This window comes from Pseudomonas ceruminis (assembly GCF_021602025.1).
Taxonomy (GTDB): Bacteria; Pseudomonadota; Gammaproteobacteria; order Pseudomonadales; family Pseudomonadaceae; genus Aquipseudomonas; species Aquipseudomonas ceruminis.
Genome location: NZ_BQHW01000006.1, coordinates 67,000 through 81,430 on the forward strand (window position 1 = coordinate 67,000; position 14,431 = coordinate 81,430).

The following is a 14,431-nucleotide window of genomic DNA, read 5'->3' on the forward strand; positions in this document are numbered from 1 at the left end:
GATCACGCCTAAAGGCAAATGGCCATCACTGTAGCTACACTCCTGTCATCGCAGCGGCGATGCTTGGCCAAAGGCCTGCAAAGGAGTGCCCGTGGTTCGTTCTTCTGCTGCCCGGCAACGGGGCGCGATCGGCCTGATGGCCGTGACCACCTTGGCCATGGCCTTGCTGTTTCTGCTGGTGGCGGTCGACAGCGGCCGTCTTTACCTTGAGCAACGCAAGTTGCAACGCATCGCCGACATGGCTGCACTGGAAGCGGCAGGCCGGTATGCAGTGTGTACTGGCAATGGGCCGCAGGCCACGGCCATCGCCCGCAATGCCGCCACCCGTAATGGCCACGCGCCAGGCAACCCGCTGGTGGCCAGTTGCGGTTACCTGCAGACCGGGGCCCAGAGCCTACGCAGCTTTACCAACGACAATAGCCGCAGCGAAGCGATCAGGGTCGATGTCAGCAACACGGTCACCACCAGTTTCGCCGCCGGCATCTACACCTTGGCGCAAGGGGGCGGGGTGCCGCTGACCACCACCTTGCATGCCCATGCCGTGGCGTCCAAACCCTTGCCGCCACAGGCCATGCTGAGCATCCGCACGACCCTGGCCACCGTCGATTCGCGCCAGTCGGTGCTGCTCAATGCCTTGCTCAGTGCGCTGGGCGGCAGCGTGCAGCTCGACCTGGCGGGCTGGAAAGGCATCGCCGCCACCGACCTCAAGTTACTCAGCTACCTCGACCAACTCGCCGTCGACCTGAAGCTGAAGGTCGGTGATTACCAGCAACTGCTCAAGGCCGATGCCACTGCCACGCAACTGTTGCAGGCAGCGGTCAAGGTGCTGCAGCAAAGCGGTGCCGCAGCCGATGTGGTGACCAACCTGGGCAAGATCGCATTGGGGGCTGGCAACAGCACATTGCTGCACCTGGGTGAGATTCTCGACATCCAGAACGGTACCGCCCAGGCTGGCCTGGATGCCAGCATCCAGTTGCTGCAACTGGTGCAGGGGGTAATACAGCTGGCGGCCAGCGAAAGCGCCGCCAATGTCGACCTGCCCATCAGCGTGCTCGGGCTGGTCAACGGCCGGGTCCGCCTGAAGGTGATCGAGCCGCAGCAGATCTCGTCGGTGGGTGACCCGCGGACCGATGAACTGCGGGTCCACACCGCCCAGGTGCGGGCGATGATTTCACTCGATCTACCATTGCTCAGCGGTATTTTCGGGCTGGTCAACGCGGTGCTCGACCTGGCCTCGCCACTGACCAATGTGCTTAATAACCTGCTCAGCCTCAACCTCGCTTCCACACTGGAGTCTGTGTTCTGCTTGCTAGGCGTGCCCTGCACCGTCAGCGATATCGTGCTGGTTCCCGACAAGCTACAACTGGATATCGGCCTGGAGGTCGCCGAAGCCACTACGCGTCTCAACCCGCAGGCGCCCGACACGTTCAGTTGTTCGCCCAAACGCCTTACGACCCGCGCGCAGAGCTCTGCAGCCAAGCTTGCGGTGGGGCGTTTCGACTCCCCCGATGCGTTCTTCACCAGCGGGACTACCGCAGTCAAGGCGCTGCCGTTGATTGATATCGGTACCAAACGCTGTACCAAGCTGTTGATCCTCGGGACGTGCGATCCGCGTGTGCCCTTTGCCGGTGGTGGCCTGGGTGTGCGAGTCGACAGCAAGCTGCTCGGCAGTGGTCCGGTGGAGCAGCCGCTGGTCTTCCAGGCCCCCGGGAGCATGCCACCCAACATCGGCCAGCCGTCGGCCTACATGAACATGCGCACAATCAACGACAACGTGGTCGGCAGCCTCAGTGACACATTGCTTGGCATCCAGCTACAGGCCTACAAACCCACCGGCAATAGCGGCCTCGGTCAGCTGCTGGTCCTGGCCGACAGTGTGCTCGGTACGGTCAGGGGCATTATCGACCCGTTGATCAAAGGGTTGCTCAGCCCGCTGATCGACCCGCTGCTGAACGTATTGTTGAAAGTGCTCGGCATCGACCTGGTCAATGCCGAGGTGGGCGCCAACCTCAGTTGTTCCGGTGGCCGCGCTCAGCTGATGCTGTAGACCGGCAGGACGACCTGGAAGCAGGCGCCATCACTGTTGTTCATCGCTTCCAGGCGGCCGCCCATGGCTTGGACGATACCGTGGCTAACCGAGAGCCCGAGCCCGGTGCCAACGCCTGCGGGCTTGGTGGTGAAGAAGGGTTCGAAGATGCGATCGAGCAGGCGCGGGTCGATCCCTCCGGCGTTGTCTTGCACCCGCAAGCACAGCCGCCCGTCTTCGATTCGCTGGGATACCTGGATCAGGGGGCGGTTAACCTGCCGTTCGAGCAGGGCGTCGCGGGCGTTGACCATCAGGTTGATCAGTACCTGCTCCAGCTGGTCCTCATGGCCAAGCACTTCCGGACAATCGTCGGGCTCCTCGATCTGCAACGCGACGCCCTTGCCGCGCAGGCCTTCAGCCAGCAGCGCCACCGCGCCGTCCACCGCAACCCAGGCGGCGAACGCCTGGCGTTCGACCTCGGAGCGCCGCCCGTAGGCGCGCATATGCTCGACCAGCCGGGCGGCGCGCTCAACCTGGGCGTCGATGCGCTGCAGCTTGCTGGTCAGGTACTCGATATCGGCCATGCCGCTTTCCAGGCGCTTCAGGGTATTGGCCACGGCCAAACGCATCACGTTCAGCGGCTGATTGATCTCATGCACCAGCCCAGTCGCCAACTCACCGAGCGTGGCCATCTTGGCCCCTTGCAGCAGTTGCTGCTGGCTGTGCCGTACCTGGGTGTTGTCGCGGCCCACCGCTTGCACTTCCAGCAGCTTGCCCTGGTCATCGAACAGCCCGCGGTCGGCCCACACCCACCAGGCATGCTGGCGCCCCGGGAGTTGCAGGCAGATCTCCGCGCTGCTCAACGGCTGGTCCGGGGTCAGCGCCGCAAGGCGCTGCAGGAACGCCAGGCGCTGGCTCTCAGACATCCATTGGCCCAGGTTCATCTCGGTCAGTTGCTGCGGCGTACACTCCAACTGTTCGGCAAGCGGCTGGTTGCCGAACAGCAGGGTCAGGTCCGGGCGGTAGCGGCAGATCATCGCCGGCGAGTCTTCCACCAGTACTCGATAGCGCTCTTCGCTCTGGCGCACGCGCTCGGCGGCTTCGGTCGCCTCGCTCACATCCAGCCACAAGCCGACGACTTCGACCGGCTGACCGAGGTCGTTGCGCAGCAGGCGAGCCTCATCCAGCACCCAGTGGTAGCCCCCCAGGTGATCACGCAGACGGTATCGGCTGCGTACATGGCCATCGCGCAGCAGGCTGCGTGTCCTTTCCAGCCAGAGCGCGCGGTCCTCTGGATGGACCGCCTGGCCCGGCTGACGCGCCAGGTCACTGTCTTTTGGCCAGCCGAGCATCGGCGTCAGACTGGCGCTGAAAAACTCAGTGTGCAACGCGCCTTCGGCGTAGCGCTGGATATAGATCACGGCCGGGGAACTGGCGATCAGGTTCTCCAGGCGGGCACGGGCAGCGCCGGCTTGCAGCTCCTGGGCTTTCAGGGCGCTGATGTCGAGCAGAAAACCCTGTGCCTGGCTGCCCTGCAGTTGCCCGACCCAGTGCAGCCAGCGTGGGCCGGCCACGTTGTCAGGCGCCAGCAGGCGCAAGTTCAGGTTGAGTGCAACGCCATCGCACAGTTGCTCCAGCGCCATGTGCGCGGCCTCGCGGTCGGCTGGGTGCAGGCGGGCCAGCCACTGCTCGATGCTGGCCTCAGCGTCCAGGCCAAGGCTTGCAGCCAAGGCTGGGTCGAACCGCAGTGGCCCCTGCAAGGGCCACTCCCAGCGGCCGGCGCCCAGTTGCTGCTGCAAGGCGTCGAGGTCTTGGGTGCGCCGCTGCAACTGGTGTTGTCGAAGGCGTGTCAGCAAGGGCTCGGCCAAGGCTAGCAGCAGTGCCGTGGCCGGCTCAGGGGCAGGCACCGCAGGCGCACCGGCGCAGAGCAGCCAAGCCTGAACCTCATGCCCATGGCTATAGGGCAGGACGAACATCGACAGGCCGGCGCCCTGCGCCTGCAACTGCATTGACTCAGCTGCCACCTGCTGGAAACTGGCGGGGAGCGCCTGCAACCAGGGGTGCAAGCGTTCGTCATTGGCCCAGGGCCAGGTGCTGTTGCTGCAGGCATGCGTGCGCCAGCCCGACCCGCTCGCCAGCATCAGCCGTACCGAGCCCGCCTGCCAGTGCGTCGCCAGGCGTTGTAGTTGTTCGCTGGTGGTCTGCGCCAGCCGCTCTGCGCTGCAGTCGCGCAGCGCCTGGCCTATGCCGGCGGCCAGCTGCCGCTGAGCCTGGCAGTGGTCCTGAGTGTCGCCAGCGCGCAGCAAGTCGCCGATGTCGAACAGCTGCAGCATCCAGCCGTCCGCCTGCCGTTGCAGCCAGCCTCGGGTATGCAGGGGGTGACCGAGCACGGTGCGAAAATCCAGGTCCAGCGGCTGCCCTTGCCAGTCGGCAGGCGTGCCTTCCAGCACCACCCAGCTGTGCCGCAGCAGGTAGTCGTGCACTTGGGTGGGGGGTTGGCCAGGCACGGCCAGCAGTGTCCGTAAAGGCCCGGACAGGCGCAGCACCTGCCCGTGCTCATTGAGCCATACCTGCAGACCGACGGGCTGAGGCATCTGGGGTATCGGCATGGCGGCATGGCTGTCCAGCCAGCGGTCGAACAGGCCGCTCACAGTTGCAGGCTCGCTTCGGCGCGTAACTGCGCGGGTAGGCGTGGCACTTCGCCAATTACGGGTATTACCAGCAGCGGCAGCACATTGGTGAGTTTTGCCCTTGGGTACGTGATGGTCACTTTCAGCAATCGGTTCGCGTCCAGGCTCACCTGCGCGTCACTGGCAGGCAGAAAGTTTAATGCCGCGGGCATCCAGGCCAACTGCTGGCGCAGCGCCTCCCGTGCCACGGTCTGGACATCGGCAGCATAACTGGCACTGTTCGGGTCCAGGGCGACGCAGCGGCGCACTGCTTCGCTGCTGGCCTGGTTGAACGATTGCAGCATCAGCATCGGTAGGGTGTAGCTCACCAGGCCGTAAAACACCGCGAAAAAGATCATGAAGACGGCCACGAACTCGATCGCTGCCGCCCCTTTTTGCCGTCCTGCCGGGTTTGCTTGCATGATTGCGTCTACCCTGACCGAGAGTCCTGAGTTACAGCATAGAAGCGTTCGACGAACAGGGATGGCCAATTGCCAATATCCAGTGTTGCCTTGCTGCTTTGGCTTGTCGCATGTAGCGGACAAGATATCCGCGAACGGCAGATCTCCAACCTTCTGACCTTGGGTGTCGGCGCCTGTGCGCTGCTGTGGCTGGCCGTCACCGGGCGCAGCTGGATCGGTGCCCAGCCCGGTGATGCCGGCTGGGCGTTGGCCATCGTCCTGCTGCTGACTCTCCCAGGTTACGTGCTCGGCCGCTTCGGCGCCGGCGATGTGAAGCTCCTCGGCGCGCTGGCCCTGGCCACCAGTCAGGATTACGTGCTCGGCACGTTCATCGGTGCCGCCGCCGCGCTGCTGCTGTGGATCGGGCTGCGGCGGCGCAGGGCAGGGCAGGCGGCTGACAAGCAGCCGTTCGCGCCTTACGTGCTGGTGGGCTTTCTGTTGACCAGTGCGTGCCTGCAGTAAGCGCCGGTCAATTGTTCGACGACACCTTGGTCCAGCGGAAGAAATCCGGGATGGCGTATTTGTAGCTTTCCAACCAGCGCTGCATCGACAGGTCGCGCTCCCGTGCCGTCTGCACCTGCAACCGGTTCGAGGCCTGCTCGCCGCTGGCCTGCACCTGCAACAGCGCTTCGGTCGCTGTCTGCGTCGCCTGCTGCTCGCGGATGGGCGCTTCTGCTTGTGCCATAGCGGCGCTGGCGCAGCAGGCCAGCACTATCAGGTATTTGATCATGACTACCTCCATTCCTCAGTTGAGCACCACGTCTGCACCACTGGCCGAGGCAATCGGGCCACGGCCTGTGGCCTTGATCTGGCTCGCACGGGCCTGTGCTTCGGCAAACTGGCCAGGCTTGAGCCGCAGACGACCCACCAAGTCGGTCGCTTGCTGCCAGTTGCCCTGTAGCAGCGACAGGGTCACCAGGTTGACGGCCGGGAGCGGGTTGTCGTCTTTCAGTTCGATCGCGGTCAGGAACTCGAACCGCGCCTGATCAAAACGCCCCAGGCTCATCAACACCACACCCAGGTCGTTGCGCATACGCTCGTCGGTGGAGGCAAGGTGCACCGCGCGCTGCAGGTACTGCAACGCCTGTACGTCGTCGCCCCGGGCCGAGGCGAGCTGGCCCAGGCCGTGTTCACCCTCAGCCGCCAGGCAGCCACCGAGCAGGCTGCGGTACAACGGTTCTGCCTCGCTGCGCCCCAGCAGGCGCGAGACCCTGGCCTTGCGCAGGCGTACCTGGGCGAGGGTGTCCGGCAACTGTTCCAGGTGGGCGAGGCTGGCATGCGGACGGCCTTCGTTGAACATCTCGTCCGCCAGGTTCAGCGCCAGTTGCTGGTCGGCATCAGGCTTGGTGCAGGTCGATGTGCCGAACAATTGGCCGAAGCCTTCTGTCGATTGGCCAGCGCAACCGCCAAGCAGCATCAGGCTGGTGAACAACAGGATTGCTTTCATCCTTCTCTCCTCAGGTGCCCAAGGCGCGCGCCAATGCGGAAAATCCAGGCCCGGCGAGCACGATGAGCAACGCCGGAAACAGAAACACCATCATCACCGCCGACATCTTTGCCGACATCTTCGATACCCGTTCCTGCATGTGCGTCAGGCGCCGGTCATCGAGCAGCTCCTTCAGGCCCTGCAGCGACTTCATCGCGCCGCTGCCCTGAACCAGCAACTGCTGGAGAATGACGCAGGTATCGATGAATTCGTCCACAGCCAGCATGCGCGCGGTCTTTTCCAGCTCCGGGCCGAGCGCCAAACCCGAGTCCACACGCTGCAGCACCTGGCGCAGTTCCTCGCTGATCTGCGGTACCAGCGGGCGGCCCTCCTGGCTCAGCACGCGCAACGCCTGCTCAACGGCCAGGCCTGTTTCGAAGAGGATGCGCAGCAGTGGAATCATCAGGCTCACTTCCAACGCAATACGCTGCTGGCGGCGTTTGGCGACGGCTGCCAGCAGGCGCTTGGGCAACAGGTAACCGATGCCCAGGGCGCACAACGGCCACATCAGCCAGTGCACAACGCCACCGCCCAATACCCCCTGTTGAAACAGCAAGGTCAGCGCCACTGCCAGCAGTGGCAGCCCCAGTTGCACAGCAGCGAACAGCGCACGCTGGCGGCTGCGGCGCCAGCCGACACGGTCGAGCAGGGCCTGGGTTTCGCCGTCGAGCTGTTGCAGACGTTGCCCCAAGGGGCTGCTGCCCAGCCAGTGCAGCCAGTTCCCCAGCCGTTCCTCCTGATCCAACCGCCCCTGTAGCCGTCGCGCCACCAGGTGGCGGGCACGCAATTGGCGAACGGCCTGCAGGCCAAGCAACACGCCCGCAGCAAAAAGGCACAACGCACAGAGCAGTAACGCCATGTCAGAGGCTCCTCATCATTCGCCAGAGCACCAGGCAGCCGAGCACCTGCAGGGCAAACGCCAACAGCAGCATCATCTGGCCGCTGCTGTCTTGCCACATGGCCAGCAGGTAATGCGGGTTGGCCATCAGGAAGTAGGCGACCATGCACAGCGGCAAGGCTCCGAGGATCACCGCAGTGATACGGGTTTCACCGGTCATGGCCTTGAGCTGGCGGGCGCCTTGCTCGCGCTCGCGGATCAGCTTGATCAGGTTTTCCATCAGTTCGCTGGTGTTGCCGCCGTAGCGCTGGTTGATACGCAAACCCATGGCGAACAGCCGCAGCTCATCGCGGTCGTACAGCTCGGCCAGTTCATTGACCGCTTCATCCAGCGGCACGCCTAACTGCACGTTGCGCCGCACCCGCGCCATGGTCGACTGCAGCGGTTCGCGGGCGCTGTTGATGCCCCCGAGCACGGCGTCATTGAGGGTGCGCCCGGCCTTGAGGCTGCGCACGCTGTAGTCCAGCAGCGCGGGCAACTGTTCGACCAGTTGGCGTACGCGCTGGCGGCACAACCAACCGAGTATGCAGTACCCCACCAGCGGCAGGCCCAGCAGCAGCATCAGGCCGGCGACCCAACCTGCACTGAGCAACGCCAACAGCACCAGGCTCAACCAGGCCAGCACCCAGCGCTGCGGGTGCCAGTCGCTTGCACCCAGGCCGGCACGTTGCAGCAGGGGGGCGAGCCAGTCACGCCGGGGGGCGCCACTGCGTACTAGCTCAAACGCGCGTCCCAGGCGCTGGAGAATGCGCTGTTCGCTGCGCTTGTACAGGCCACGGCGGAACAACAGCAACGCCACGCCCAGCAACAGCGGCGCCAGTGCCAGCAACAGCGGGCCGGTCACTGCACACCTTCATGGCGCAACTTGCTGCCCGCTGGGTTCGGTGCTTCCCGCAAGAACGCGTCGCCGCCGCGCCGGTCGAGGCGGAACAAAGTGTTGGTCACGTACACGTCGTCGCGCACACCCACCACTTCCAGCACTTCACTGACGCAACGCCGGCCGTCGGCCAGGCGGGTCAACTGGATCACCACGTCAAGTGCTGCACAGATCATCTGCCGCAAGGTTTTTTCGGCAATCTGGCGCCCGCTCAGGCCAACCAGTGTTTCCAGGCGCAGCAACGCATCCTGAGCGGTGTTGGCGTGTACGGTGCTCATCGAGCCGTCGTGGCCGGTGTTCATTGCGGTCAGCACATCGAGCACTTCGGTCCCACGGATCTCGCCCAGAATGATGCGATCAGGGCGCATGCGCAGGGCGTTGCGGATCAGCTCGCTGGCCTTGATCTCGCCGTGCCCCTCGGCATTGGGTGGTCGGGTTTCCAGGCGCACCACGTGGGGGTGGTGCAATTGCAGTTCGGCAACGTCTTCAATGGTCACCAGGCGCTCGCGCGGGGCGATCATCTGGCTGAGGATATTGAGCAGGGTGGTCTTGCCGGTGCCCGTGCCACCGCTGACCAGAATGTTGCAGCGCCGACCCACGGCACGCTCGAGGAAGTCGAAGATGTGCTGGTCGATAGCACGGGTGGCGAGCAGGTCGGCACTCTTGAGCATGTCCTGGCGGAACTTACGGATCGACAGGCAGGGGCCATCCAGCGCCACAGGCGGGATGATGGCATTGACCCGGCTGCCATCGGGCAGGCGGGCATCGACCATTGGCGAGGATTCGTCCAGGCGTCGCCCAAGCGGGGCGAGGATGCGCTGCATCACCCGCTCGACGTGGTGGGCGTCGATAAAGCGCAGGTCGGTCTGTTGCAGCTGCCCGGCCCGCTCGACGAAGACCCGGTGCGGCCCGTTGACCAGGATTTCGGTGACGCTGGGGTCACGCAGTAGCACCTCCAGGGGGCCGAACCCGGTGAGCTCATCGACCAGTTCCTCGGCCAGACGCTCCATCTCGTAACGTGACAGCGCCAGGCGCAGGCGGGCAACGTAATCGCCTACCTGCTCCAGAACGAACTGGGTGAGGGCCGGACGGGTGCCTTCCAGCAGGTTGCGGCCGCTGTCTTCGATGGCATCGATGGCAAAACGGTGCAGGGCACGCTTGAGTGCATGGGGATCGGCCGAGGCATGGTGCTGGCCGCCAAAGGGTTGGTCGCTGTTCATTTGCTCCCCCACAGCCGACGCAGCCAGGGGAAGGCCGGTGGCGAAAGGCTTTCCGAGCGCTGTGCCAGGCGTTCACCCAGACCCCGCAGGGCCTGGGTCAGGTTTTCGCGCGGGGCCAGTTCGAACAGGCTCAGGCCCTGGTTCTTCACGTTCATCCGAACTTCGGGGCTGTACGGCATGATCTTCAGCAACGGCAAGCCATAACGCTTGGCCAGGCTGTCGGCATCCGGTGCGACCGTGGCCAGGTAGCGGTCCACCAGCAGGCTGGCGTGCTCCAGCTTGATGCCATGGTCACGCCACAGCTCCAGCACTTCGAGGTTGCGCCGGCAGGCAAGGATGTTCTGGTCGGTGTAGACGATGAGCTTGTCGCAGTGGCTGACGATGGTACGCAGGGCTTCGCTGTCGGCATGCCCGGTGAGGTTCACGACGATGTGCTGGAAGTGTTGGCGCAGTGCGCTCAGCAACATGTACAGCTCGGCCGCGCTGGTCTGCTGCAGCGGCTCGTCGTTCTCGGCATACGACAGCAGGCGCAGGCCTTTCTTGTCGCGGGTGAAGGCGCTGTCGATCAAGGTGGTGTCGAGGCGGCGCAGGTGCCGCAGGGCATCGCCGAAGTAGAACGACGCCTCTAGCCCGAGCAAGGCCAGGCTGTCACCCCGGGGCAAACCCAGGTCGAGCAGCAGGGTCCGTTGGCCGCTTTCCTGCACCACCCGCGCCAGGTGTGTGGTCAACAACGCCCCGTCGGCGCTGCTCTGCACGCCGTAAAGTACGGTCAGGCCGCCCAGGCTGGGGTTGCTGGTCACGGTGGGCATGCGTTTGCCCAAACGCCGCACCAGCCCGGCCACCTCGCTGGCGCGTGAGCCGTAGGCGACGAAATCACGGGCGCCGGCGCGCATGGCATGCAGCACCAACTGGTTGTCCATGCCATCGCCCAGGGCGACGATCGCCAGCATCGGCTTGGCCTCCAGTACGCCCTCGATTAGCGCGCACTGGCTGACCAACTGCTCGCGGTCCAGGCCGATGAATACCAGGTTGCTGAAGGTCGCGTTGACCAGCGCCAGCAACTCATCGAGGCTGCCGCCACTGGCGCCGATCACCTGCCCCTGAGGGGCCAGCGCCGCCTGCAGCCATTGCATGTCTTCTTCGTTGCGAGTGATGGCCAGAAAGGTCTGGTTGAGGCTCTCGTTCATCGTGATAACCCGCTTTGGCCGTCGAAGTTGCCGTTTTCCATGAAGAACAGCTGCCCCCAGCTGGGGTCGTAGGTACGCAGGTGCTCGCCGGGGAGCTGCGGCAGGCGGGCATTGGCGGCCAGTGGCTGGACCAGGTGCGGGGTGACGATCATCAGCAACTCGGTTTCTTCACGCACCAGGGCCGACTGCCGGAAAAACGCCCCGAGGACCGGCAGGTTGCCAAGCCCGGGAAGTTTGTCCACGGATGAACGGGTGTTGTTGCTGACCAGGCCGCTGATGATGAAACTCTCGCCATCGGCCAGGGAGATACTGGTGTCGGTGCGCCTGACGCTCAGCCCCGGCACCCGAGTGCCGGCAATGTTCACCGCGTTGGTGTAGTCGAGCTCGCTCACTTCGGGCGCCACCTTGAGCGTGATGCGGTCACGGCTGATCACTGTGGGGGTCAGGGCCAGGCGCACACCGAACTCCTTGTACTCGATCGAGACGTTGTCACTGCCGGCGCTGGGCACTGGAATCGGGATTTCCCCACCGGCCAGGAAACTGGCCGTCAAGCCGCTGAGCACGGTAAGGCTGGGGCGCGCCAGGGTGTAAGCGAAGCCGCTGTTTTCAAGGGCGTTGATGGCCGCAATGAAGCGACTGCTGCCGCCGCCCCAGACGATGTTGAACACATTGTCGTCGAGGGGGATGGCGGGGCGTGTGATTGGCACCGCACCGGGTGTTATCGATGTCCCGGGCACGGTACCCGGGGAGCCGATCAGGCTGTTGTTGGAGCCGCTGAAGAACAGGCGCGCGCCGGCCTCCTTGTACTTGTTGCGGCGCACTTCGACGAAGCGGATATCGGCTTGCACCTGGCTGGGCAACTGCGCATCCAGCGACGGCGGCAGGCCACCTTCGGCCACGTCGACGCTGGCTCTGCCCTTGATGAACAGCATGGCCCGGTGCGGCGCCGGTGCACAGGCAGTCCACAACATGAGGGTGGTATTGCCCTGACCTACAGCAGTGATCAGCACCGCACGGTCGCCGCTGGCTTGCACGTCGGCGACCTTGGGGTCGCCGATGGCCGCGCGGCTGATCGACAAGGGCAGCCGCAGTTCCTGCTGCAGGCCCTGATCCATCTCGATCACCGTGGGCAACTGGGCAAGTGCGTCGCACCCTTTGGCGGCGGCACTGGCCTGGGCCAGTGCCGCCGCCAGGAACAGGCCAACGCACACCTGGGCGAACGGTCGCCAGGAATCACAACGCTTGGGGCCAAAACGCCTGGAACTACGCATCTCTGCATCCTTGCCTTGTCAGGGAGTCTTGTCGGCATCGGCGGCCTGCGCGCCGCGGATGATCTGCATGCCTGCTGCGACCTTGCCGGGTACCGCACTGGCCACCGGGGTCTGGGAAAGTTGGCTGAAGCGATAGAGCTCGCGGTTGCTGTTTTCCACTTGCACCCTGGCATTGGGCTCGGACCAGTAGCGGGCCAGGCGCTGTTCGTCGGCGCTGCGCACGGCCAGGCGCAAGGTGCCGACCTGTGCCGCCAGCATCAAGCGGCTGGCCAGGGCTTGCGGTACCGCCAGGACTACGGTGCGGGTGGCTGAAAAGTTGCCGGAGGGCGCCTGCTCGCGTCGGGCCTTCTGCTCTTCGGCGGTCTGTGCCGGGCGGCCATCATTGGCCAGGCCCATCTGCTCGCCGACACTGAGCACCCGCAGGGCCGGCAACACCACCTGGGCGGAAGACTGCGGGTTGCTGGCTTCCTCGCGCAGGTACACCAGCACGTCGACATAGTCACCGGGGTACAGTTGCCCAGCCGCGCCGACCACCTCGTCCACGCCCACCGCCACCGCGCGTTCGTGGGCGCGGATCATCCGTGCCAGCGGCCCGCCAGCCTGGAAGCTCGCTTCCTCCAGCCAGCTACCAGCGGCCAGGGGCCTGGCGCTGCTACGGCCGATTACCTGCTCGACCTGCTGCAAGGCCCCGGGTGGCACCACCTGCAGGCGCTCGACCAGCACATCGTCCTCGGTCACTGGCGTATTGGCTGGCAGCGCCTTGCGCAACACTACAACAGGCGAGCGCTGCGGCTCTGGTGGCTGGGGGGCGGTAGGGGGGCTCACCGCAACCGGCTGTTCGATGAGCGGCGCGGCCGGCTCAGGTTGTACGGCCGGGCGGCTCAGCGCAAACCCCCAATACCCTGCCAGCAGTGCAGCCAGCAGAAACAGGGCAGCCAACAGCAGGGTCAAGCGACTGCTCATTGCGGGCCTCCATGCACTGATCCAGTAGTGGCAAAAGGTCACTATTCGCTATTGCACGGTAGCGCAGTCATCGCCGTTCGCCATGAGGGCCGCGATTTTTTTTGAGACCGAGGTGAAAAACCAATTAAAACAGTAGGTTAATAAAAACTGAGCTCATTAATACTTTCTAGTTATCACTTGTTGATTAATGCCTTTTTATATTTGCAGACGCCCGTAGCTTGGCAATTCTTTGATGGCAGATGGGTGTCACTTTGACACTATTCACGTCGGCGTCATCGCCGCAAGGAGCTGGTCATGTTGCTGAAACAGGTCATCCTTCACTGCAAGAACTTCGTGCGCCGCAAGGACGGTGCTTCCGGTATCGAATATGCCGTCATCGCCGCGATGGTGGCGGTGGTGCTGGCGGGCTTCGTGACCGGCATCTCCGGCAAGATCAGCGCGATGTTCACGACCATCCAGGGGATTTTGTGACCAACCCACTGTACGTTGAACAGCGCCATCGAACCCGGCGCACAGGAGTCAGGCATGCAGCACTCTTCCTCGCGTCAGCAAATACTGTTGGTGGACGACGAGGAAGAGGTCCTGCTGGAGTTGGCCGAACTGCTGGAAAACGCGGGGTTCTGGTGCCATACCGCCGTTTCGGTGAAGGCGGCCCTGCAGCAGCTCACCCGCTATCCGGACGTGGCGCTGGTCATCACTGACCTGTGCATGCCCGAAGAAAGCGGTATCGGCCTGGTCAAGCGCCTGCGTGATCATACGGCCCGCCAGCATCTGCCGGTGATCGTCATGTCGGGGCATGCAGGGATGGATGATGTCAGCGACCTGCTGCGTCTGCAGGTGCTGGATTTCTTCCGTAAACCCATCTACTACGCACGGTTGCTGGAGACGCTGGACAACCTGTTTCCTCAGCCACGGTTGCAGGTGGTCAAGTAGTGACCTGCCAGAACGGATACGAAAACGCCCGGCTCATGGCCGGGCGTTCTCGTTCATATGTGCAGATCAGGCGTCAGGGTCATTCAGTTCCAGTACCCCACGCTTGCTGCGCAGCTTGCCGTAGAAATGCTCCAGGGCGTTGTTCAGCTTGCTGGCAGCACCGTCGACCGCCTGGTCCAGCGAAGTGGCAGTGTGGGTCACGGAAATGGGTTGGTGACCTTTCGGGCGAGCCTCCATCTGGCAGCGTTTGTCATGCGGGCCGGGCTTGGCGCCGTTCTCGTCGCGCAGGTGCACCTCGATGCGGGTGAGGTCCTCCTCGTAACGTTCGAGTGTGGCTTGCAGTGTACTGCGCACCCACTCGTTGAGACGGATGTTGCCTTCGATATGGTTGCTGCTGTTGACCTGGATTTGCATGATTCAATCCTTATTCAGCTTGCTCG

15 protein-coding genes are annotated in these 14,431 nt (G+C 64.2%); 4 read left to right on the top strand and 11 right to left on the bottom strand.

Features of this window, described 5'->3' with window-relative positions; genetic code table 11:
- The first annotated feature begins 91 nt into the window (after positions 1–91).
- The gene (locus L6D80_RS09365; RefSeq protein ID WP_223849184.1) at positions 92–2,047 is read left to right on the top strand and encodes a pilus assembly protein TadG-related protein; all 1,956 of its coding nucleotides are present in this window, start codon (positions 92–94) and stop codon (positions 2,045–2,047) included.
- On the opposite strand, the gene L6D80_RS09370 is transcribed toward L6D80_RS09365, so the two are convergent.
- Positions 2,032–4,635, bottom strand: a complete 2,604-nt coding sequence (locus L6D80_RS09370; protein WP_176515719.1) for a PAS domain-containing sensor histidine kinase — start codon at positions 4,633–4,635, stop codon at positions 2,032–2,034. The two genes, L6D80_RS09365 and L6D80_RS09370, sit on opposite strands and share 16 nt — an antisense overlap.
- 38 nt (positions 4,636–4,673) lie before the next feature.
- The gene (locus tag L6D80_RS09375) at positions 4,674–5,117 is read right to left on the bottom strand and encodes a TadE/TadG family type IV pilus assembly protein (RefSeq protein ID WP_176515664.1); all 444 of its coding nucleotides are present in this window, start codon (positions 5,115–5,117) and stop codon (positions 4,674–4,676) included.
- Positions 5,118–5,192: 75 nt separating this feature from the next.
- Here L6D80_RS09375 and L6D80_RS09380 point away from each other — a divergent pair, with 75 nt between their 5' ends.
- Complete coding sequence (locus L6D80_RS09380; protein ID WP_176515721.1) at positions 5,193–5,618, top strand: prepilin peptidase; 426 nt, start codon at positions 5,193–5,195, stop codon at positions 5,616–5,618.
- A 7-nt stretch (positions 5,619–5,625) separates the two neighbouring features.
- Here the strand turns inward: L6D80_RS09380 and L6D80_RS09385 are convergent, their stop codons facing one another.
- Genes L6D80_RS09385 through cpaB form a run of 8 tightly spaced genes read right to left on the bottom strand, consistent with a single transcriptional unit; the run spans position 5,626 to position 13,058 of the window.
- Complete coding sequence (locus tag L6D80_RS09385) at positions 5,626–5,886, bottom strand: DUF3613 domain-containing protein (RefSeq protein WP_054899182.1); 261 nt, start codon at positions 5,884–5,886, stop codon at positions 5,626–5,628.
- Between the two features lie 15 nt (positions 5,887–5,901).
- Entirely contained in the window at positions 5,902–6,603 is a 702-nt protein-coding gene (locus L6D80_RS09390) for a tetratricopeptide repeat protein (RefSeq protein ID WP_054899183.1), read from the bottom strand.
- 10 nt (positions 6,604–6,613) lie between these two features.
- Positions 6,614–7,501 carry a type II secretion system F family protein gene (locus tag L6D80_RS09395; protein ID WP_176515666.1) on the bottom strand — a complete coding sequence of 296 codons (888 nt, stop codon included), beginning with the start codon at positions 7,499–7,501 and terminating at the stop codon, positions 6,614–6,616.
- Position 7,502: 1 nt separating this feature from the next.
- Positions 7,503–8,384 (bottom strand): type II secretion system F family protein, encoded by an 882-nt coding sequence (locus tag L6D80_RS09400; protein ID WP_176515674.1) that lies wholly within the window; start codon positions 8,382–8,384, stop codon positions 7,503–7,505.
- A complete protein-coding gene (locus L6D80_RS09405; protein ID WP_176515676.1) occupies positions 8,381–9,637 on the bottom strand; it encodes a TadA family conjugal transfer-associated ATPase in 1,257 nt (418 codons plus the stop codon). The genes L6D80_RS09400 and L6D80_RS09405 overlap by 4 nt, the downstream gene beginning before the upstream one ends.
- Positions 9,634–10,824 carry a CpaE/TadZ family protein gene (locus L6D80_RS09410; RefSeq protein WP_054899187.1) on the bottom strand — a complete coding sequence of 397 codons (1,191 nt, stop codon included), beginning with the start codon at positions 10,822–10,824 and terminating at the stop codon, positions 9,634–9,636. The genes L6D80_RS09405 and L6D80_RS09410 overlap by 4 nt, the downstream gene beginning before the upstream one ends.
- Positions 10,821–12,095, bottom strand: a complete 1,275-nt coding sequence (locus L6D80_RS09415) for a type II and III secretion system protein family protein (protein ID WP_176515678.1) — start codon at positions 12,093–12,095, stop codon at positions 10,821–10,823. Before L6D80_RS09415 ends, L6D80_RS09410 begins: the two co-directional genes overlap by 4 nt.
- Positions 12,096–12,113: 18 nt before the next feature.
- Positions 12,114–13,058, bottom strand: a complete 945-nt coding sequence (cpaB, locus tag L6D80_RS09420) for a Flp pilus assembly protein CpaB (protein WP_054899188.1) — start codon at positions 13,056–13,058, stop codon at positions 12,114–12,116.
- 294 nt (positions 13,059–13,352) lie between these two features.
- On the opposite strand from cpaB, the gene L6D80_RS09425 reads away from it, so the two are divergent.
- Complete coding sequence (locus L6D80_RS09425; RefSeq protein WP_054899189.1) at positions 13,353–13,529, top strand: Flp family type IVb pilin; 177 nt, start codon at positions 13,353–13,355, stop codon at positions 13,527–13,529.
- 54 nt (positions 13,530–13,583) lie between these two features.
- Positions 13,584–13,991 (top strand): response regulator, encoded by a 408-nt coding sequence (locus L6D80_RS09430; RefSeq protein ID WP_054899190.1) that lies wholly within the window; start codon positions 13,584–13,586, stop codon positions 13,989–13,991.
- Between the two features lie 66 nt (positions 13,992–14,057).
- On the opposite strand, the gene L6D80_RS09435 is transcribed toward L6D80_RS09430, so the two are convergent.
- Positions 14,058–14,405, bottom strand: coding sequence for an HPF/RaiA family ribosome-associated protein (locus L6D80_RS09435; protein WP_054899191.1), 348 nt, complete (start codon positions 14,403–14,405; stop codon positions 14,058–14,060).
- Between the last annotated feature and the right edge of the window lie 26 nt (positions 14,406–14,431).

Bases quoted from the DNA above. Each gene is read 5' to 3' on its own strand.
- L6D80_RS09435 (WP_054899191.1), bottom strand. From the start codon at position 14,405: ATGCAAATCCAGGTCAACAGCAGCAACCATATCGAAGGCAACATCCGT.
- L6D80_RS09425 (WP_054899189.1), top strand. From the start codon at position 13,353: ATGTTGCTGAAACAGGTCATCCTTCACTGCAAGAACTTCGTGCGCCGC.
- L6D80_RS09395 (WP_176515666.1), bottom strand. From the start codon at position 7,501: ATGGCGTTACTGCTCTGTGCGTTGTGCCTTTTTGCTGCGGGCGTGTTG.
- L6D80_RS09385 (WP_054899182.1), bottom strand. From the start codon at position 5,886: ATGATCAAATACCTGATAGTGCTGGCCTGCTGCGCCAGCGCCGCTATG.
- L6D80_RS09375 (WP_176515664.1), bottom strand. From the start codon at position 5,117: ATGCAAGCAAACCCGGCAGGACGGCAAAAAGGGGCGGCAGCGATCGAG.
- L6D80_RS09370 (WP_176515719.1), bottom strand. From the start codon at position 4,635: ATGCCGATACCCCAGATGCCTCAGCCCGTCGGTCTGCAGGTATGGCTC.
- L6D80_RS09390 (WP_054899183.1), bottom strand. From the start codon at position 6,603: ATGAAAGCAATCCTGTTGTTCACCAGCCTGATGCTGCTTGGCGGTTGC.
- cpaB (WP_054899188.1), bottom strand. From the start codon at position 13,058: ATGAGCAGTCGCTTGACCCTGCTGTTGGCTGCCCTGTTTCTGCTGGCT.
- L6D80_RS09415 (WP_176515678.1), bottom strand. From the start codon at position 12,095: ATGCGTAGTTCCAGGCGTTTTGGCCCCAAGCGTTGTGATTCCTGGCGA.
- L6D80_RS09405 (WP_176515676.1), bottom strand. From the start codon at position 9,637: ATGAACAGCGACCAACCCTTTGGCGGCCAGCACCATGCCTCGGCCGAT.
- L6D80_RS09410 (WP_054899187.1), bottom strand. From the start codon at position 10,824: ATGAACGAGAGCCTCAACCAGACCTTTCTGGCCATCACTCGCAACGAA.
- L6D80_RS09430 (WP_054899190.1), top strand. From the start codon at position 13,584: ATGCAGCACTCTTCCTCGCGTCAGCAAATACTGTTGGTGGACGACGAG.